Origin of the sequence: Bacillus cereus group sp. MYBK95-2, from assembly GCF_051915225.1 — a bacterium.
Lineage (GTDB): Bacteria > Bacillota > Bacilli > Bacillales > Bacillaceae_G > Bacillus_A > Bacillus_A cereus.
Genome location: NZ_JBQAEH010000011.1, coordinates 23,828 through 42,900 on the forward strand (window position 1 = coordinate 23,828; position 19,073 = coordinate 42,900).

Consider the following 19,073-nt stretch of genomic DNA (forward strand, 5'->3'; position numbering starts at 1 on the left):
GTAGCTTACGTTACATTGTTCTTTGATGCCTCATGATCTAAACGTTTTTGTCTTGCGTTACTAATCCGTTCCGCTACGACTTCTTTTGCTATCTTCACACTTCCCATCTCTTGTTTATCAGTCGTAATAAGACTATCTACACCCTCTAAAAAGAAATAACCATTTAATAACTCAATTAAAATTTGCGTATTTCTATCCGCACTATTTGCACCAAGACGAATTTTTGTTAGTTCACTTTTCAACACATCGTGTAGATTCTTTGATACAATTTCGGAAATATAATTCAATGACCATTCTGAACTTTTTGATGCTTGATGCTCCATACAAATTTTCGATATAGCATCACCAGGATGAGTAATATTATTTTCATCCATGTAGTCTTGAATGTATTGATGGACATTTTCATTCAACGATAACTTCATTCGTATTTTTTTATTCTCCATGATCTAACTCCTCTCATTTTCATATGCATTTTCCCTTTGCATACGCTCATAATACTTTTGATTTTTCCAACTTTCATATTCACTTTTAAAAGCGCCTTCCACTTTTCTCATAGAATACTGAATAGATACATTCTGCTGAAATTTTCGAAATGACTTTGATTTTTTCATGTGATGGATTCTTTTTTGTTCTTTATCATATGCCTTCATTTCTTGTAAAAAGGCGTTACCCATTCTTTTATATAGGTCATTAATTTTATTCGTTTTATAATTTTCATATTGCTTCTTATCATACTTTCCTTCCCCATAAGCTTCTTTAAAAACTTGCACCTCTTTATCTAACTTTTTGAGAAACTGATCGTAATCTTTTTTATGATGATGTTGAATATACCGACTGCTTAATTCATCAATTTGCGGCTTTAATGGTTGAATCGTGTTGTAGCTATATTGCCACTGTCTTTTATCACTTGGTAACTGTTTATAGATTTGTAAAAACAATGGCTTCAAATGTTGATTACGCCAATCAAAAACGGAATCTTCTTTTTTCCTTCCCACCATATTGTTTCGAATTAGATCATTAATTTGTTTTTGTTCCTGCTTACGATCTAACAAATTATTTACGACTTTCCCCTTCATCGCATCTAACGTTTTGGGTTTTCTTTTGCCACGTTCTCTCGTTGGAAATGGCTCAACAGTTGCGACATGAATATGAATATTATCCGTATTAAAATGAATGGCTGCCGACCAGATAGAGCTTTTTTCCAGCCCCTCTCTTTTTTGCATTTCTTTCATCGCAAGCCGTGTTACATCCATTAACTTTTTTTCATCCAACGTTTTTGTTTTCTCATCATAAATCCCTTGTTTTTCTAACCAGGGATTATGAAAAGAAATGACATCTTGCCACATGATACTTCCATTCTCATGAGCGGTTTTAAACATTTCCTTTAAGGACTTTTTTTCACTTTCTGTTAAACGATTTGCGTGTTCCGTAAATAGTGCCGAGGTCTTTTCTGAATTCCCCATATAGTCTTGATATGTTTCGAACATTTTCGGATTCAACTTCACTTCACTTTTCGCTTCCTCCCGATCTACATAATCAATATAGTTCTGAAACGCATCGGAACTTGGTAACACAAATTTCGTTTTTAAAACAACACCCGGTGTGACGGAAGATTGAACAGGAACCGCATTACTCATTTTCAACATCCTGCATCATCATTTGAATAAACTCATTCATTTTTTCCATTGCGCTATAACAATCACTCATCATATGGATGTTCTTTTCAATGAGGTTTTCCAATTCCATTTCTCTTTTATTTTGCTGCTGAAAAAATGCCAGCATTTCAATTTGAGCTTTCAAAAATTTTTGTCGGGATATTCCCTTTCTCTTTGCCATTTCATCTATTTTCTTTACGGCAATTGGATCTACTTCTCTAATTCTGATTTCCACTTTTCCCTCTCCTTTCTGTAAATCTGGGTAGAGATCAAAAAATAGTGAGAAGAGCATAAGGGGTTTTTGTTCCCACCTAAGGTGTGAAGCTAGGCGGAGCCTAGCAAAACGATGGGAACAAGGAAAGAAGTTGAATGTCCCCATTACGTCCCTATCTTTTTTATTAATGTCTCCATCATGTCCCGTTATTTTTTCTTAACGTCCCTTTCATGTCCCCTTATTTGACCTCAATGTCCCCATTGTGTCCCTATATCTTTTTTCACTTTTTATTAATTTCTTGTTCCTTTTGCTCTAACTTTTTGATCTTATCTCGTGCAATTTTTTGTTCTCCTTTAAACAATTCCACGTTCTTTTCTGATGATTTTATTTTAGATTCTAAGGATGCTATTTTTGATTGTGTTTCCGTTTTTTCTGCTTCCGTTTGGTACTTCATTTCATCTTGTAATTCTTTTACTTTTTCATAAACTGTCTTCGCATTTTCTTCTTCTAGTTTAATTGCTTTCCCATAATTTTTTATCTTTGTTTCGATATCCTTTTTGTCTCTTTCTATAAAATCTAGCTCATATGTTTTTTTATCTTCAGCTAACAATTCATCATTTGCTTTTGTTTTATTTTGATCGGTAAAAATCGTCTGAACTAATTTATTCGGACTTTTTGTTGCTGCATTTTCTTCTTCATATTCGTTCACATCTTGTGTGAATTTACGAATATCCATTTGCTCTTTCTCACCGTTTTTATTGTAAATATCGAAAGCTAACGCTCCCCAATTCGGAGATAACTCTTTTACTTCTACAACGTATTTCCCGTTCTCTTCATACAATACTTTGACAGGTAACTGAACATCTGGATTTGTTTTTTGCTGTGCCTTAAATGTATATCCTGTTTCCTCATATCCTTCTAATCGAAAGTAAATTTGTATAAAGTTTTTGTGTGGATTGTATTCCCTTTTTTCTACAATCAATTTCCCCATACCCGACAACTTAATTACTTTATTTGTCTCTGTATGGAATAGTTTTTCATCGTTTGGCATGTAAATTTTAGATGTCAAGAAAGCGAAAAAACCAAAAAATAGAAAGCTGATAATTGTTAGGTAGACCCATGACTTATTTTTTCTTAGATTGATTCTTTCACTCTTCTTACCAATTGCACCTATCACACTCTCACCCCACCTTTTTCGTTATAAAACTTTCATATTTAGTTCTTCCACACTTGTAACTCGCCATGTTTCCTTATCCTTTTTCATGATGATTCGCAACACATTGTTTACTTTTTCTTCTCGATTTTGCGTTGAATCTGTCGTGACATTTATAAATTCAGCTAGTACATTTACCTCCTCTTTATTGGGTTCATTTTCTTGTAAATAAAACTTCATTTCTATTGGTTTTGTTTTATACGTATCTCCTAATTCGTATTTATCTGTTGGATAAAATTGTTGTAAAAGTTCTTCGCTCATAATCGTTTTTGCCTTTTCTTTTCGCTCACTGTACCCTTCTTTTTCTCGGTGAAATGATAATTGTATAAACGTTTCGGCTGTCAATAAGTACGCCCTTCTTTGTTGTTCCTGTGCGGAAGGAAGTACCTTATCTAGTCGTTTTTTTAAGTCTTCATTTTGTTTTGTTAGTAATTCATTTGAAAGTTTTAACTGTTTTTCTTTGCCATCACTCATTGACTTTTTGCTCAAATAGATATTAAAAGCTGTCACACACACAACTAAAATGACAAACACAATAAACAAAGATTTTCGTTTATCTTTCATTCTTACAGTCTCCTATTCCTTCGGTTTTTAGAACCTTCTTACATGACCAGAAAAGACTTTTTTCCAATACGGATTATTTAAATCTTCAATAGAAACACCTTTATTCGTTTGGCATCCTATGAAAGTATTCTTATCAATTACAATGCCAACGTGTCCGTCATGTTTGTAGGTATCAAAGAAAATAACATCACCCGGTTTCATATCATTTACTGATACTTTTGTACCAATTTTGTTTAATGTTTCCGTACTTACAGCTCCTATCGGACTGGTATACATCCCTACTTGTTCGAATGCCCAGCGTACAAAACTTGAACAATCAAAAATCCCTCTTGCGATGTCATTTGTGTTACGTCCTCCACCAAATACATAGGTAGAACGCCCTATCCATTGGCGACCTACATCGGCAACTTTTGAACCGCTACTGCCTCCACTTCCTGGATTTCCTCCTCCACCAGAAACGACAGAACCCGGCTGATAATATTTTAAAACTGCGTCAACGTACAAAATATCGCCGTAGCACGCTTGATATGGTACGGCTTCTGGTCTAAGACAATGATACATGCCAGTATGTTTTACTTTTTGATACTGTTGTTGTGAAAATTTAATTGCTAATTTTTTCGTATACTTGCCACCATTTGCGCCAACAAAATCAAAAAATCCTGTTCCAAAATTGTACGCTTGAAGGGCTGTTTTGATATGATCCATGTCCCCTGGACTCGTTACACCAGCTCTTTCTATCGCATGTTTAAACTCCTGTACACCTGCCCAAATACTGTAATCTGGATCTGTAATACAGTTTGGTGATTTACAATACTTCGTATTAAATGCGCCTTCGGAACTCTGCATTGGATCGCTGCCACGTCCTCCGCTTTCTTGCATCATTTGAGCAAGCATTAAAGCGACAAACGGTTCCACCCCAAAGGCTTTCGCATGCTTACGAATCGTAGGTTCCCATTTTAGAACTTCAGGCGAAACATTCATGACTTGCCCTTCACCTGTATACGTAATATCACCTGCGTCTGTTCCGCTATCGCTCCCCATCGCTGCAATAAAAATGCTTACGATTCCAAGTAAAAGAAAAGAAAAAAGACCCATCACAAGTAGTGCTAAAGTGATGAGCCATTTCTTTGGTATAACCTTTAAAACTAGATGCATGGTATTAAGCACCTCCCCCGAATAACATCAATTCTTCATCTGTTACTTCTACATGGAAGTGAATGTTTTTTACAGCCCCAATACTTAAAATCACATCCCCTGTTGGCAAATGTGGAATCGCTGCAATTTCACTTTCACTTAACTGTCCTGCAAATACTTTTCGTAACATATCTAAACTATTATTATCTTGCTGCATGATAAATTTGTACTGTGTAAGTTCAAATAGTTTTTTAATTTCATCAATCATTTCTTGTGAAGATCCTTCCGGTACAAAATCTCGAATCGTGTGACTTGCATATAAAAGCCCTGCAAAGTATTTTCGATCTTCTCGGCTAAGTTTCGTTAAAAATTGTAGAGCATGAGCGCTTTCTTTTTTCGTGTTTATGATATGATGCGCCTCGTCAATAATAATGAAATAACGAGTTACATCTTCAAAAGCAAGTTGCTTTTTGTTAAAGGCTTTTAATTGAGGCGCACCATTTGAAATCATTTCATTCCAAAGGAGATTCAACACATTAAAGATCTGTGCCTGGAATACCTCTGGTTTAAAACTGGATATATTCCGTAAAGAAAAAGATACAACCTGTTCTTTCTTGAAATCTTCAATGGTAGTATGCCCATCAAATAATTCTGCATATGCTTCTACTAAATTCGTAAGATTTAATTCAATTAATTCTAAACGATGAAGTCTGCTGTCCCCTAAATTATCATGATGCTTTCTAGCTGCTACATCTTGATATAACTCTTTGCGAACAAACTTTAAAAAGTCAGAGAAGATCGGATATTCTTTCGATTTTCTTGTTGTAATTTCATTTTTCGCTCCTTTTTCGTCATTCCATAATCCCATACGAATATATAATTTACGAAGTAAATTTTCATATTCTTTAATTTCATCATCTTTTGCTTCTGGCGCAATGAACCGATAAATAATTGTCAGTTTAGATAAATGCTGAGTAAAACTAACTTCCTCACTTTCTGCCGTCTTATATACTTGAAGTGGGTTAATCTGACCTTGTGAACCATCTAACGCAATTGTCTTTCCACCTAGCTCTTCTACCGTATCTGTAAACTCTTCTACAACATCAAATACCCGAACAAAGTGACCCTTACTTGCATAATCCACCGTTTTCTTTTTTAACAACGTTGATTTCCCCGCACCAGACTTTCCAATCATTACACCGTTATAACTCTTTCTTTGATTGTCTTTATGGAAGATATCAAAAATAACATTTCCTTTTGTTTTCGTTGTTCCATAATACGTACCGTATGGATCGTGCAAATAGGAATAATGAAACGGACACCCACCAGCCAAGCTGACTGCCGGAATTTCTTTCCCTTTTCTTCGGTTCACATAATTTTTTTGTGTATCAAAGCTCGTTACGAGTGCATCCCACTCATACTCTTGTTCATTTAAAAAGACAGCTCCTCGAAAGTTATAAGATTCTAATGTTTCCAGGATCTCTTTTACTTGTTTTTCTAGCTCATCTATTGTTCTAGCGGAAACATAGATACGGATATGAATACGTTTCATGACCTCACCTTGTTTCAAATCCGTATAGAGAGCTTCCAGCTCTAAAAATTCATTTTTCGCATCAATCCGATCTATATTATCCTTTGCTGTATCATGCCGAACACTTTGTTCACTCATGGATTTATTAATAGATTCAACGACCTCTTTTCGGTCATCACTCATTACATCTAATGTTGTGATCACATTTGGCATATTCATAATTTGCTCTAACCAAAAATCATTTACCTCTGTTGGAAAGTCAAAAACATGAACACAAGTACCTAATCCATCACCTGTTTGAAAATAACTTTCTTTAAAACTAATTCCCCCTTGTGGCTGAACTCTAGCCACTAAATAAGGATTGTAACCTTTCTTCTTTTTTAGTTCTTCTTGTTTTTCCTTTTTGGATTTTTTACTTTTGAACGCAAACATATTGTTTCCCCCTTACTACCATATATTTTTCGTTCCTAATTTTGCATTTTGATTGAACAATTTAAACATAAGCTCTAACTTTTTCTCTTCATCCACCTCTAATAGTTCAGTAGAGCGCTTGATATATCGTTTTGCTGCATCTACACGTTCTTTTACGATTAATTCCGTTTCTCCATAAATAAATAAGAAGGCTTCCCGATTTGTTCTGCCCCATTCTAAAAACTGAAGTTCTTTTAACTTCTGATTTAAAATCCGTTCATACAAAGGACTGGTACATTCTTTAATTTTCTTCTCTATATAACGTTGTTGTTCGGTTGTTTGACATGGGAAGTTTAAAAAAACGAGTTTAATGGACTGTTTGTAGGCTTGATAAAAATACGCATGTGAGAATATAACAAATGCTTGTTCATCGCTATTCTTAGAAAACATATCGTCACCTTCTACTTGAAGAATTTCTAAAAACTCCTCATTTTTCAGTTCAAATATGCCATCCTCCGTCATGTCTACAATTTGCATAATTTCCGCAATACTTTTCTTTACCTTTGGTGGCGCTTCTTTCTTTTTTCTAGATAAAAAACCAAACAGTTTTGGATTTTTCTTTTTCGAAACGTCTTTCTTTGGCTTTTCTTTCTTCTGTTTTTTTACTTTTGGTTCTACCTTTGGTTTCTCTTCTTTCTTTTTGCTTGGTACCACCTTCACAATTTCTTTTGGTTCAGAAATTGATTCTTTTACATTTTTTTCGTTAAATCGAAATGCATTTTTCTTCGGTCTTTCTAGTTGTTTTGGCTCTTCTTTCTCTACATCTTTTTCGCTGAATAACGCCATATGTGATCCCTCCCTTATTGATCGTTATCAATGGCGCAATATGCACCTTTTCTTCTTAGCAATGTAATAATCAATACTTCATACATTCGTTTTTGAGGATTCGTACTTGGTCGCCAAATCATGATAATTGCAATAACTGCCATGAAAATAACAAATGGTAATTGAAAGGAATCATGTACAAAATTCCTAAGAATCATCGTTACAACTAATAAGCCAATTAATAAAAAGAAATCTATTAAATAAAGCACTTTATTAATCCGTAATTCTGTACTGATTTCCTTCGGAATCCGATAGCTTCTCATCGGGATTCCCTCCTTTTCGACAATAAAAAATAAGCGTAATCGTACGCTTATTTTTTATCTGTATTATTTTTATTTTTGTTTACAATATCTCTCCAACTTTTACCCGTGTTTTGCCCCATCTGATAAAAACGCTTTGTATTTTGTACCGTTTCAGAAGTATTAATTCGTTCTTGTACTCCTCTTACTTTTTGTTTCACCGATGATGTCGTATTTTTAACTTTATCGGTTGTATATTGTCCTAATGTCCGTGTTTCTTGACTTCTACTTGCTGCCACTTCTTTATCACTTTCATAAGGAATAATTGGGCTACTATGTGTCACCGTTACGATGTCGGCTGATGCCGGACTTCCTCCGCTTGGTGCTGATTTTGGCGCTTCCACTGGTGCCGGGCTTCCTCCACTTGGTACTGATCTTTGTGTTTTCACTGGTGCTGGGCTACTTCCACTTGGTACTGATCTTGATGTTTCTACTGGTGCCGGACTTCCTCCACTTGGCACTGGTCTTGATGTTTCTACTGGTGCCGGGCTTCCTCCACTTGGCACTGGTCTTGATGTTTCTACTGGTGCCGGGCTTCCTCCACTCGGTACTGGTCTTGATGTTTCCATTGATGCCGGGCTTGATGTTTGACATCCTTCACTCGCTCCCTGTCTTACTGTTCCTGGTGTTTGACCTCCTTCATTTGCTCCCTGTCTTACTGTTCCTGGTGGTTGATTTCCTTCATTTGCTCCTTGTCTTACTGTTCCCGGTGGTTGATTTCCTTCATTTGCTCCTTGTCTTACTGTTCCTGGTGGTTGATTTCCTTCATTTGCTCCTTGTCTTACTGTTCCTGGTGGTTGATTTCCTTCATTTGCTCCTTGTCTTACTGTTCCCGGTGTTTGACTTCCTTCATTTGCTCCATGTCTTACTATTCCTCGTGTTTGATTTCCTTCATTTGCTCCTTGTCTTACTGTTCCCGGTGTTTGACTTCCTTCATTTGCTCCATGTCTTACTGTTCCTGGTGTTTGACTTCCTTCACTTGTTCCTTGCCTTACTGTTCCTGGTGTTTGACCTCCTTCACTCGCTCCTTGTCTTACTGTTCCTGGTGTTTGACCTCCTTCATTTGCTCCATTTGATTTTCCAGCTTCTTTCATTTCATCTTGAAGACTTGTTGTTCCCAATTCTTGCCCATTCGCTCCCCCTGGGTTTTCGTTCCCTCCTTTTTTCATGTCTTCTTGAATAGATGGCGTACCACCATTCTTTTTATTTTTTTCCTTATTTAAGTTACCTTTTTCTTTTTCATTTTTTGCTAAATCATTACCATTTGCTTTTTTCTGATCCGCTTTTTTCATTTGATCTTGCAAGGACTCTTTATTTTCAGACTCATTCCCTTTTTTCAAACCGCTTATAAGCCCTGCCACGCCACCTGTTGCCATCGCTGCCGCACTTGCTGTTTTAGCTGCTGCAACACCAGTTCCTTCTGCTGCACCTTTCGCTCCTTTTCCAATCATATTTCCGAGACTCTTCATTGGTTTTGAATTAGCGAGACTGCCAATTCCTTTACCAAGTGCGAAACCACCTACTAACATGCCCCAACTGCTCTTTAATCCAATATCTATTCCAAATAACCTTTCTACGACTGCCGTACCATCTAGAACTGCCATACTAAATGCCGCTAATGCAATCAGATACGGTACACCATTTAGTTTGTCATGGAGGAATGCCGTACCCATTAGATATAGCTTCAAAGATAGGAATATCATAATCGTTGCTACAAATATATTGATGATATTAGACAACACGGCTTTTAACTTTTGACCATTCGCAACATCGGCTGGTGCTAATATGTTCGCTAACAAATAGTTAAATGCCAATTCATAAAATAATCTAGCTAACTTAATACTTACTAATAACAACGTTAATCCTGTTATCAGCAAAGTAAAGAATATATTCCAAAAGTTCCAATGCCAGCGATAATACTTTTCGGGGAAGAAATCAAACCATCCATCTTTCAATTCTGCAAGAGATGCAACTCCCATCCCATCCATTACTCTTTTATTTTTCAATATTTTTTGTCCCTCATCTGATAACTTTTTATCCTTTGCAAATTCAAAATCTTTATCTATTTTTTCAGTAATATCTATCTGCCTGATGTTTTTTTCTGGAATATGATTCTTCGGATTCATGTCTTCTTTCTTTTTCCATTTATTTTCATCTATTACTGCAATATCCGTTATGTTCTTCTTAATAATTTCATCACTCAAAGAGCTTTTTTGTTCTGATTTTACAACTGCTATTGCATCATCGGTGAACTTATCAACCTTTGTCATACCCGTACTTAACAAACAAAGTACACTCAGTGTTACAAAAATATTGATGATAATCTGAGAACGATTCATTTGTTTGTTCATAATGAACATGTAGCCAATATATAAAAATGATATGGCTAAAAGAACGACAAACAATGGATATAACATATCAACAAAATTTTGTATTTCCGGTGAATTAAAGAATCCTTTAATCCCTAGTATGGCATCTGTCACACCTTCTAAAGCATCTACAACTAAAGATAAGCCTACAATTAGGAACCATCCTAACCAACGTAATACATAATTCACGATATCTCCTACTTGAAGATAATCCGAGAACGCTTCTATAGTTTTTAAAATCTCTTCATCTTTCACCATTTATCCTCCTCTCTTGTTTACTACTGCCCTAATACTTCCTTTGCTGTCCAATTCACCCTTTCATTCAGTCTATCAATACGAATAATCAATTTCCCTTTTTGTTCCCGATCTACTGAAAGGAAAAGAACCGCATCTTCTAGCCCAAGAATGATCTCATTTTCCTCTGTCACAAATGGCGAGTAGCTATCTAAAATCAATTGCATTTTATCCGTTATTGTCGGTACACCCATTACCTCTTCCCCCTTTATATTTGGATTCAAAAAAGCACTCAATCATTTGAGTGCTTTCTAACTTGTTACTTGTTCTTTTTCTTCTAAATCACGCAAGATTCGATTAATCTTATTTTCGACTGCTTGATAAACACTTTTGTCGATGTGGTCATTGTGAGCCAACATTTGAAATTCACTGTAAAACTCGCCCATTTCTTGATTTTCAACTTCATCTAATGACTTGCCTAACTGCGCTAAAAAGAACTTATCAACCAGTTTCAAAACCGCTAAATCAGATTCAAAAAATTCATTAACCGTTTTTTCCTTCCAATTTTCAATGGAAAGGGAATCAAACGGGCTATCTTCCTGCTGAAACGCCTCTTCCAGAATCTCTTCATCAATTCCCATCATTGTTGGTTCTTCTACTGGCTGCGGTGTCTCTATTTGGGAAGAAGCTTCTTGTTCTTGTACTTGTTCTGGTTCTGATGTTTTTTTCTCAATTTGTTCTGCTTTTCTCTCTCCTAGAAAATCTACAATAAGTGATTTTGGATTTACATCATCATGTAGAGAATCAATATCTATATCTAATATAGATTTATCTGTATCGAATTCTACTCCTAAGTACTCCCATCTGTATTTTAAAGCTGTTTCCCCCGTATTATAGATCGGGCGAGGTCTGATCCGTTTTCGGTTATTATCCTGACGTTTTATGACACGAATAACGGCACTTTCTCCTTCTTTAAAATTCATAAGTTCATTTGATGTTAACAGTGGTCGTTGATCTAGACTTTCCGTTTTATTTTTATCAGTAGAAAGACCTTTTCCGCTTCGGGAAGATAGATTAATCGTCTGATTCCCTAGTTTTTTGGACACTTTTTCGGCGGTTTCTTGATCGTTAGTTAGAATGTAAATTGTATTCCCACAGTTTCCGTCAATCGTATCTGCATCCTCACCATACTTATTTTTCAATTGTGCATATGCCTGGATTACCAGGTTAAAGCGAACATTTCTACCAAGACAGACCGTAATAATATTTGCCATTCCTTCGATACTCGGCATATTGCCAAACTCATCTAAGATAAAAACCACCTCACGGTGACATTTCCCACCACGGGCAAGGGATGCACCTTTGGCTAATATAAAATAGAGTTGTCTTACAAATATAGAAGCTATCACATGATTCGAAGAATCAAAGTCTGGTGTAATCATAAAAATAGCGACTGGTTTATCGAAATAATCCACTGTTATTACTTGTATATCTTCATTGTCTTCTATTATTTTAAATTCTGTATGCCCCGTTTTTTCATCTATTTTTATAATAGTAATAGATGTTTTCGTTTGAGGATTTTCCTTTTCATTACATTGAATAGTATCTCCAACTTTTATTACTTGTTTGAAATCTAATGCAAAACGCCCTGTAATATCAGCCTTGATAGACTCCTTTGAGCCATCCGGAAATATAATTTCTACTCGTTTTCTAGGTGTTACTTTTCCTTTTATCGTTTTTCCAAAACCGACACGTTTTAAATCTACACTATTTTTTGCGGTCATTTTAGCGATTTCATCAAATGTAAAAATAGAAAGTCCGTTCATTGTTTGGGTGAAAATCCCGCCTCTTGTCGTTCCTTTCGAGAAGTTTGAGGTTGCGTATTGCATTTTCGCAACACTATCCGCTGGTAAGCCTTCAAAGTATAAATCTAATGCATTTTGTGGATCAGCTTCCGGGTCTACGATTACCTCTTTTGAACCAAGTTCTGATAACATATTTGCAACTGCATACATTGTGATTTTTTCTTCTGTACCTTCCGCAATGCATTTATCTGTAACGGCTAATATCATGGCGTTACACAAACTCATAGCGCACTGTTGCCAAAAAGGATCTTTTACAGTTGGGTTGTAATACAATGTGTGAGAAAGTGTTTTACATAATGCCTGTGCTGTTGAATAGTCTCCATCTTTATAGGCATCTTTGACAAGCTGCAATAAGTTATAGCTCATAGAATCGAGTGGGTTTAACAAATTCAAGACTTCAATGTGATACCCTCGTTTTTCCAACGTTTCTTTTGAGGCACTAAATAGCTCGCCCTTGGGGTCGTTCAGTATTAATGATGGTTTATGTTCCGCTCTAGAATAGACATCAATTGTAGGAAATACATAAGTTTCCCCTTTACCAGAGCGAGTTGTACCAATGATTAAATTGTTTACCGGGCTATCATCAATAAATACCTTGTCACCTAATCGGGAGATAACAACACCACCGCCACCTTTAAATGCTTCCTCTCGATCCGGTACAGCTCGGTACTGCTTTTTCAGCTCTTCAACTGTTGTAAAACGACTAGATCCTTTCTCATGATTATTTAAGTTTTTAAAGGAAGATTTCAATTTGTACACTGTTCTCGCTATAGTTCCAATCACTACAAGGAAAACAAGCAAGTAGTATATTGGATGGTCTGCAATTGGCATCCGAAAAAGAAATCCTATCTCCATATGAAACGGTTTGGGATGTAATAAATCACTAAAAGTTGTTTCTATCAGCTCTAATGATAAGTTGAGTAAAAAATTAGCAATCAATAACATTCCAACAAACAAAAAAGCACTCAATGGAATGAGTACTTCTTTTTCAGCTAATTTATATTTGATTGATATTTTTTCACTATACATATCAAAGCATCACCTCTGTTCAATCTAGCTTCAAATTAAAAAGGTACTCTTTTTATGAGTACCTTTTTGGCAATATCAGTTGGTTTTTCTTTATTTACTCGCTACCATCTTTTCATTTTGTTTCAGAACTGGCTTTTCTGGATTCGTTGTTTTCTCTGGTTCTGTTGGTTTTTCTGGATTTGTTGGTTTTTCCGGTTCTGTTGGCTTCTCTGGGTTTGTTGGTTTTTCCGGCTCTGTCGGTTTCTCTGGGTTTGTTGGTTTTTCCGGTTCTGTTGGTTTCTCTGGGTTTGTTGGCTTTTCTGGTTCTGTTGGTTTTTCCGGTTCTGTTGGCTTCTCTGGTTCTCTTGGTTTCTCTGGTTCTGTTGGCTTCTCTGGTTCTGTTGGCTTCTCTGGTTCTGTTGGTTTCTCTGGTTCTGTTGGTTTCTCTGGTTCTGTTGGTTTACCTGGCTCTGTTGGTTTTTCCGGCTCTGTTGGTTTTTCCGGCTCTGTTGGTTTTTCCGGCTCTTTCGGTTTCTCTGGATTTGTTGGTTTTTCCGGTTCTGTTGGTGGCTTTGGTTTTTCTGTCCCTGTATTTTCCGTATTACCATTCTCACCCTCCGTTATAATTGGTGGGTTCACAATTGTATCTGGTTTCTTCTCTGGTGGAAGAATATCACCTATACTCGCTACTGAAGAATCAATATTTTGATCACCAAATGCAAAATGATCTCCCTTCACGGTGACTTGTGGCTTATTATCTGTAATAGCTGCAATCCCATTATCTTTTGTTGTATCTTGAAGTGTTTTATCTGTTGTTTCTTTATCAAAGAGTGCTAGAACACGAGAAGTGGTGTCATCCCCATTTTGAAGATTACTTACAATAGATTTTTCTTTAAAATTAATTTTTGATTTATCCAGCTCTTCGAGTACATAAGCAACTTCATTATCCTTACTTTGAATTGCATTCTCTGTAATTGCTTCAAAATCTTGTTTGTTCAGATCTTCTTTCTTTTCCTCCGGCTTATTCTTATCTACTTTTTTTGTAATAGCTGATCTACTTTTTGATGATTCCTTACTTCCAAACCAACTGCAACCTGTCGTACTTAATATCAATGAACCACCAAGAAAAACAATTCCCATTTTTTTGTACAGATTCTCATAATTTAAAGGCATGTTATTCTCTCCCCCTTAGATGTTCTGTAGATCTTTATCAATTTTTTCAATCTTAGCTTTCTTTTCCTCTTCACTTATCGTAGATTGTTGAATATCTCGTTTCTCTAATTCTTTGACCTCTTTCATTACATTTTTATTTCCTTGCGTTTTAGCAAAGGAATAACACTCTTCATATTTTTTTAGATTTACAAAAGCTTCAACAATGAGTTTTTCACGTCTACCGTCCATATTGACTTTCCCCTTAAGCTTAATTACCTCCTCATATTTCTTATTAAGTGCTGCCTTTTCAAAGTCGATTACATCATTTTTGACATCAATTTCATTGATTTTATTCATGTTGTCTATCCCAATAAAATAAGCAACCACACTTTCTGCAAATTTCGGCTCATATTGTAATGCTTTATTTGCCTTTCCGTTTAATAAATAAGTAAATAAAACTGCCTTCTGACTATCTTTATCTAATTCTGAGTAATTGACCTTATCGAAGTATTTAACGGCTTCTCCATACTGCTGAATAGCTGCCTGTTGTAACCCTTTTACTACATATTGTTCCGAGCCAGCATTTGCACTCGAAACTGGCTCGGAAGAGAATAACTTAAAGGCAAATATGGCACCAGCTCCAATTAACACGACGCTTCCTATGACACTCGCAATAATCTTAAATCCTTTTCTATTTTCCTTTCCAGGCTTTACTTGTGGCTCTATTTCATTCGATGGACTGTAAGAGGGTTCTTCCTTTCTTACTGGTAATTCTTCTTGATATTCATATTCTTCATGAAAGGGAGAATCATTGATTTCCCTTTCTAACGTTTCTAACAGCTCCTTTTTTTGTTCCTCTTGTTCCGGATCTAATTGCATCACATTCATTTTTTTAGAAATGTGATCAAAAATGTGATCTGCATATCTCGAACCAAGTGATAACGTACCGTTATAAATTTCATTAGAATGACCATCTAACAAATCGAAATCAATATGTTCTTGCCGCCCTGCCTCTCTATAAACTCGTTCTAATCGCTTTGTTAAGATATAAGCTTCATGAAACGAATATTGCTTACCCGACTCAATTTCTGTTCCATTGCTACTCTTAAAAATGACAAACATGGCTTCTCCTTTCTTCCGTTTAATTTAAATTCACTTCCACTGATTTCTTGAATTATTATTTTCTGCTTTATTGGTTGCGTACTTATGATAGATACAAAAAACAGAAATCAATACCCAAATAACGATGAAGAATATCAAAGCTCTTAACAGCCCTTCTGTTGTTGGTACTGTCATAATCGGTTGTATATCACCAATAACCGAAACGCTCTCCAATACACTTGGTAATCTCATAATTAACACCCCGATTGCTTAATAAAACTAAAATTCCATGAAAAAAAGGCAACAAAAAAAGCCATACCCTTTGCATAGCCTCCTCATTGCCTTAATTATATTTTTTCACTATTTCATCCAAAGAAATGGGAATAAGATTTGACCAAATTTTACATTGCTATTTACGCTCTCTGCTAAGTATTGGCATCCCATTACAATAACGAGTCCGGCTGCCCCACCAAGAAACCACCAAATACATTTATGTCTTCCTCGTTCACCGCCCCAAATTAATAGATAAGCGCCCCAGCAAAATACAATCGCTGTACTAACCATTGCCCCTCTTTGCATCCATGCAATAAAAGAATTACCTGTATTAATTAGACCATCCATCGCATCACCTAACACTAACATTTGAGATAATGTTTCCAACATTGACATATACATTCACTCCCTTTTCATTTTTAAATGCTATACGTTACTAAGCTGACTTGATTCATTCGCCTTGCTGTCTTCTTTTACTTCTGTTGATGTTGCTTTATAAGCTTGTAAGGCTTTCATTACTAAATCTTGATTTTCTTCAATGTATTTCTGATGATGTAAATGAAGCCAATGGTTATAATCCTGACCATTGGCTCTTAGTAGGTTTGCTACCATATCTTTTTCTTTTTTTAATTCCCTCTGTGTAATCGCCACTATATCACCACCTTTCAATGATTATGTAATTACTTCTGATATTGTTCTTTGCAATTTCGGATGAAATAGGTAACTTCTTTTTCAAGTTCGGATTCTTTAAATGTGGAAAAATCAATATCTTTTTTCAATTTTCCTTTTTCATAATAAGCAAGCGCATCTCTTCTTTGTGATAATCCCCAATCATAAGGATTACTTGAAGGTGGAACCTCCTCACTTTCTTCATCTAACTCTTGTATCTGTACTTTTTCTTGCTGCGCTGCTTTTTTTATAATATGAAGCCAATTCTCTCTTTTCTTCTTAGTGGAATTTAGCATAACAAAACCTGTTCCATCCTCACTCATAAATTTCTTCATTTCTAACGGACTAAGTTCCATTACTTCCCCTTTTCCCGAACCAAAGACAAATGTTGAACCAATACCAATTGCAATTAACAGTCCAACAACAGCGGAAATGATCCACCCTTTTCGACTCATGCATGTTCCTCCCTATGTCATAGTTTTATAAGCGATTTTGAAGTGTGATGAGACACTTTTAAACTCCAACATCTGTCTTTATTTTATAACATTTAAAGGAAAGTGGGATAGAAAATGGAAATATCATTTATGGCTGGAATGACGAACCCTGTATTGGCATGCGTATAGAGACTAATCCCGACCTAGTTTCTATATGCCCAATACCGCACTACGTATTTTGGCGTGAACGTAGAACCTTATGTATCTACTGTTGTGATGTTCCTCGCTTCTTCAGAATGTCAAAATGGGATATTCCTCACGAGTACTGACACAAACAGGTCTTTGATACAATGCATTTCCCAGTGGTCACAGATGAGTTTTACGATCTTACTCACCCAACGATAATCGTATACCTAACCCCCCTAGTGACCTTTTGAGGGGAGGCACGCATATATATTGTATATTTCACCTTTCTACATCATTACTGAAAGGAAGAGGTACACAATATATATCTAAATTGTCAAAGAGCAACTTACTTTATGCTTTGTGCTATGTTCTCAGCACACTTCAAAATCGCTTTTTTTATTTACATTTTTGTTTTACAGCTACTAATTCCGCATGTTTATTTTTTCGTTTAGCAATTAAGTTTTGATGTTCATCTCTAACCGAGCGCACTTGATAATAAATTTGAGCTACCTTTTCGATGCTTCCTGTGCTATTTTCAATTGCGATGGTACCTTTCAGTTCGTATGTTTTTCCATCAAAAGTTTTAACACTATGAGCTTGTGATGCGGCAATATCATAAAACGTGAGTCTTTTTTCTTTTCCCATATGAACGCCTCCTATTTTTGATAAAGAAGGGAGAAAAACGCTTCTCCCTTGTCTAGTTTTCTAGCCATCTATATAGGATGAAATAGTGAACGAGTGCTTCATATCATGCTAGGATTGTTGTGTTATACGAGGTTATGATGCGTTGTGCTGCCTCTTTTCCGTATATGTGTTGTAATGCGGATTGAGATTCAACTACGATTGAATGCTTAATGTGGTATGTTGCGCTTTCTTTCAAAAACTGCTCCATATGAGGGATCGGGTACAAATCATATTGATGAAATACCAGGTGAATTGGTCTTATATTCTTGCATTCTGTTAGATACTGAAGAAATTTAGATAATGCTTCTCCTCTCTCTTGATACGTACTTATTTCCGTTTCTACACTGATGTACACAACGGATTTTTGTTTTAGATCCATTTGTAGCGTTTCATAACCAGTTAATAAATCATGTTTGATGATGCGATACCCTTGTTCTCGTTTTTCATGATGTGTATCTTCATAAAAGATGCCTTTTGGATCAAAAATAAAAATAAAATCATTGGTTGTTTCCTGCACATCTTCTATGACCGATTTGTAAGCTCCAAAACGAGCTTTTATGATACCTGCAACCTTTTCTCCTTCATTCAGTTCTTTCAACGCTCTAATCACCTTTGTATACTTCTTAGCTACGCCTAACATGTATTGCACTCCTTTCTATTTCATTTCCCTCTTCTGACTACTACTGAAACCAAAAATACTCTTTTTGTTCCCCTTGCTTTTCACGTTGATGTTTTTCAAGAATGTATAGCAAAGTGATAGTTAACGTATCCCTTGTTTCTTTTGAATAAAGACCTAGCTCATGGAAGATATGATAAGCTGGATGCTCATTCTCGAGCGAATCCACTACTTCTACCAAGTTCGCTTCGCTCTCATAGATTTTTTCCATGAACTGAATAACTTTCTTCACATCTAGGTAGTATAAGTTTTTATGCCGTTGATTCAAATATAAAATACTTCCTGCTAATAATTTCGTAGCGGACTCTATCCAATAATCATGTTGTTTTAATGGTTTAATTACAGTTTGAGCGATTGAAATTGCTTGCATCAATTCTTCAGACAACCAAGCACTCTTGCGCCGCACAACGCCTTCCCCAGGTTTCCCTAAATTTTTCATTTTACCGACGTAGATTTCTGACATTTCATTCCATCTCCCTCTCGGTTTCTTATATCTTGCTCCCTATCCAAAGAACA

Annotated in this window: 21 protein-coding genes; all 21 read right to left on the reverse strand. The window is 35.9% G+C overall.

What is annotated here, in order from left to right:
• Positions 1-5 precede the first annotated feature (5 nt).
• The 21 genes from ACTFN4_RS26005 to ACTFN4_RS26105 all read right to left on the reverse strand — a co-directional run bounded on the left by ACTFN4_RS26005 (position 6) and on the right by ACTFN4_RS26105 (position 19,020).
• Entirely contained in the window at positions 6-443 is a 438-nt protein-coding gene (locus ACTFN4_RS26005; RefSeq protein WP_061664321.1) for a hypothetical protein, read from the reverse strand.
• Positions 444-446: 3 nt separating this feature from the next.
• Positions 447-1,637: a MobP2 family relaxase gene (mobP2, locus tag ACTFN4_RS26010; protein ID WP_368936596.1), complete on the reverse strand. Its 1,191-nt coding sequence runs from the start codon at positions 1,635-1,637 to the stop codon at positions 447-449.
• Positions 1,630-1,890, reverse strand: coding sequence for a hypothetical protein (locus ACTFN4_RS26015; RefSeq protein ID WP_065486300.1), 261 nt, complete (start codon positions 1,888-1,890; stop codon positions 1,630-1,632). The genes mobP2 and ACTFN4_RS26015 overlap by 8 nt, the downstream gene beginning before the upstream one ends.
• A 259-nt stretch (positions 1,891-2,149) precedes the next feature.
• Positions 2,150-3,046, reverse strand: a complete 897-nt coding sequence (locus ACTFN4_RS26020) for a hypothetical protein (protein ID WP_439962988.1) — start codon at positions 3,044-3,046, stop codon at positions 2,150-2,152.
• Between the two features lie 21 nt (positions 3,047-3,067).
• On the reverse strand, positions 3,068-3,646 hold the full coding sequence (locus ACTFN4_RS26025) for a MerR family transcriptional regulator (protein ID WP_439962990.1): 579 nt from the start codon (positions 3,644-3,646) through the stop codon (positions 3,068-3,070).
• Positions 3,647-3,673: 27 nt separating this feature from the next.
• Entirely contained in the window at positions 3,674-4,801 is a 1,128-nt protein-coding gene (locus ACTFN4_RS26030; RefSeq protein WP_439962991.1) for a bifunctional lytic transglycosylase/C40 family peptidase, read from the reverse strand.
• Positions 4,802-4,805: 4 nt separating this feature from the next.
• A complete protein-coding gene (locus ACTFN4_RS26035) occupies positions 4,806-6,743 on the reverse strand; it encodes a VirB4 family type IV secretion system protein (protein WP_087949768.1) in 1,938 nt (645 codons plus the stop codon).
• A 15-nt stretch (positions 6,744-6,758) separates the two neighbouring features.
• Entirely contained in the window at positions 6,759-7,568 is an 810-nt protein-coding gene (locus tag ACTFN4_RS26040; RefSeq protein ID WP_439962993.1) for a hypothetical protein, read from the reverse strand.
• Between the two features lie 14 nt (positions 7,569-7,582).
• On the reverse strand, positions 7,583-7,870 hold the full coding sequence (locus tag ACTFN4_RS26045; protein ID WP_001258275.1) for a DUF5592 family protein: 288 nt from the start codon (positions 7,868-7,870) through the stop codon (positions 7,583-7,585).
• Between the two features lie 47 nt (positions 7,871-7,917).
• The gene (locus ACTFN4_RS26050; RefSeq protein WP_439962994.1) at positions 7,918-10,530 is read right to left on the reverse strand and encodes a pLS20_p028 family conjugation system transmembrane protein; all 2,613 of its coding nucleotides are present in this window, start codon (positions 10,528-10,530) and stop codon (positions 7,918-7,920) included.
• 23 nt (positions 10,531-10,553) lie between these two features.
• The gene (locus tag ACTFN4_RS26055; RefSeq protein ID WP_048567227.1) at positions 10,554-10,763 is read right to left on the reverse strand and encodes a hypothetical protein; all 210 of its coding nucleotides are present in this window, start codon (positions 10,761-10,763) and stop codon (positions 10,554-10,556) included.
• A 57-nt stretch (positions 10,764-10,820) separates the two neighbouring features.
• Positions 10,821-13,403, reverse strand: coding sequence for a VirD4-like conjugal transfer protein, CD1115 family (locus tag ACTFN4_RS26060; protein ID WP_439962995.1), 2,583 nt, complete (start codon positions 13,401-13,403; stop codon positions 10,821-10,823).
• Positions 13,404-13,493: 90 nt separating this feature from the next.
• Positions 13,494-14,555, reverse strand: coding sequence for a hypothetical protein (locus ACTFN4_RS26065; protein WP_439962996.1), 1,062 nt, complete (start codon positions 14,553-14,555; stop codon positions 13,494-13,496).
• A 15-nt stretch (positions 14,556-14,570) separates the two neighbouring features.
• A complete protein-coding gene (locus tag ACTFN4_RS26070) occupies positions 14,571-15,656 on the reverse strand; it encodes a hypothetical protein (RefSeq protein ID WP_439962997.1) in 1,086 nt (361 codons plus the stop codon).
• Positions 15,657-15,686: 30 nt separating this feature from the next.
• A complete protein-coding gene (locus ACTFN4_RS26075) occupies positions 15,687-15,887 on the reverse strand; it encodes a hypothetical protein (RefSeq protein ID WP_439962998.1) in 201 nt (66 codons plus the stop codon).
• Between the two features lie 108 nt (positions 15,888-15,995).
• Positions 15,996-16,304 carry a hypothetical protein gene (locus ACTFN4_RS26080; protein WP_000062188.1) on the reverse strand — a complete coding sequence of 103 codons (309 nt, stop codon included), beginning with the start codon at positions 16,302-16,304 and terminating at the stop codon, positions 15,996-15,998.
• Between the two features lie 30 nt (positions 16,305-16,334).
• Entirely contained in the window at positions 16,335-16,559 is a 225-nt protein-coding gene (locus ACTFN4_RS26085; protein ID WP_001018798.1) for a hypothetical protein, read from the reverse strand.
• Positions 16,560-16,588: 29 nt separating this feature from the next.
• A complete protein-coding gene (locus ACTFN4_RS26090) occupies positions 16,589-17,032 on the reverse strand; it encodes a hypothetical protein (RefSeq protein ID WP_144573069.1) in 444 nt (147 codons plus the stop codon).
• Between the two features lie 561 nt (positions 17,033-17,593).
• Positions 17,594-17,842: a hypothetical protein gene (locus ACTFN4_RS26095; protein WP_000514061.1), complete on the reverse strand. Its 249-nt coding sequence runs from the start codon at positions 17,840-17,842 to the stop codon at positions 17,594-17,596.
• 103 nt (positions 17,843-17,945) lie between these two features.
• The gene (locus tag ACTFN4_RS26100) at positions 17,946-18,521 is read right to left on the reverse strand and encodes a TraM recognition domain-containing protein (protein ID WP_098676339.1); all 576 of its coding nucleotides are present in this window, start codon (positions 18,519-18,521) and stop codon (positions 17,946-17,948) included.
• Positions 18,522-18,561: 40 nt separating this feature from the next.
• Positions 18,562-19,020: a TRAG family protein gene (locus ACTFN4_RS26105; protein ID WP_439962999.1), complete on the reverse strand. Its 459-nt coding sequence runs from the start codon at positions 19,018-19,020 to the stop codon at positions 18,562-18,564.
• Positions 19,021-19,073: the final 53 nt, after the last annotated feature.

What these genes read in the sequence shown, in the direction of transcription:
- ACTFN4_RS26005 (WP_061664321.1), bottom strand. Translation starts at nt 443, where the DNA reads ATGGAGAATAAAAAAATACGAATGAAGTTATCGTTGAATGAAAATGTC.
- mobP2 (WP_368936596.1), bottom strand. Translation starts at nt 1,637, where the DNA reads ATGAGTAATGCGGTTCCTGTTCAATCTTCCGTCACACCGGGTGTTGTT.
- ACTFN4_RS26025 (WP_439962990.1), bottom strand. Translation starts at nt 3,646, where the DNA reads ATGAAAGATAAACGAAAATCTTTGTTTATTGTGTTTGTCATTTTAGTT.
- ACTFN4_RS26030 (WP_439962991.1), bottom strand. Translation starts at nt 4,801, where the DNA reads ATGCATCTAGTTTTAAAGGTTATACCAAAGAAATGGCTCATCACTTTA.
- ACTFN4_RS26035 (WP_087949768.1), bottom strand. Translation starts at nt 6,743, where the DNA reads ATGTTTGCGTTCAAAAGTAAAAAATCCAAAAAGGAAAAACAAGAAGAA.
- ACTFN4_RS26040 (WP_439962993.1), bottom strand. Translation starts at nt 7,568, where the DNA reads ATGGCGTTATTCAGCGAAAAAGATGTAGAGAAAGAAGAGCCAAAACAA.
- ACTFN4_RS26045 (WP_001258275.1), bottom strand. Translation starts at nt 7,870, where the DNA reads ATGAGAAGCTATCGGATTCCGAAGGAAATCAGTACAGAATTACGGATT.
- ACTFN4_RS26055 (WP_048567227.1), bottom strand. Translation starts at nt 10,763, where the DNA reads ATGGGTGTACCGACAATAACGGATAAAATGCAATTGATTTTAGATAGC.
- ACTFN4_RS26060 (WP_439962995.1), bottom strand. Translation starts at nt 13,403, where the DNA reads ATGTATAGTGAAAAAATATCAATCAAATATAAATTAGCTGAAAAAGAA.
- ACTFN4_RS26065 (WP_439962996.1), bottom strand. Translation starts at nt 14,555, where the DNA reads ATGCCTTTAAATTATGAGAATCTGTACAAAAAAATGGGAATTGTTTTT.
- ACTFN4_RS26070 (WP_439962997.1), bottom strand. Translation starts at nt 15,656, where the DNA reads ATGTTTGTCATTTTTAAGAGTAGCAATGGAACAGAAATTGAGTCGGGT.
- ACTFN4_RS26075 (WP_439962998.1), bottom strand. Translation starts at nt 15,887, where the DNA reads ATGAGATTACCAAGTGTATTGGAGAGCGTTTCGGTTATTGGTGATATA.
- ACTFN4_RS26080 (WP_000062188.1), bottom strand. Translation starts at nt 16,304, where the DNA reads ATGTCAATGTTGGAAACATTATCTCAAATGTTAGTGTTAGGTGATGCG.
- ACTFN4_RS26090 (WP_144573069.1), bottom strand. Translation starts at nt 17,032, where the DNA reads ATGAGTCGAAAAGGGTGGATCATTTCCGCTGTTGTTGGACTGTTAATT.
- ACTFN4_RS26095 (WP_000514061.1), bottom strand. Translation starts at nt 17,842, where the DNA reads ATGGGAAAAGAAAAAAGACTCACGTTTTATGATATTGCCGCATCACAA.
- ACTFN4_RS26100 (WP_098676339.1), bottom strand. Translation starts at nt 18,521, where the DNA reads ATGTTAGGCGTAGCTAAGAAGTATACAAAGGTGATTAGAGCGTTGAAA.
- ACTFN4_RS26105 (WP_439962999.1), bottom strand. Translation starts at nt 19,020, where the DNA reads ATGTCAGAAATCTACGTCGGTAAAATGAAAAATTTAGGGAAACCTGGG.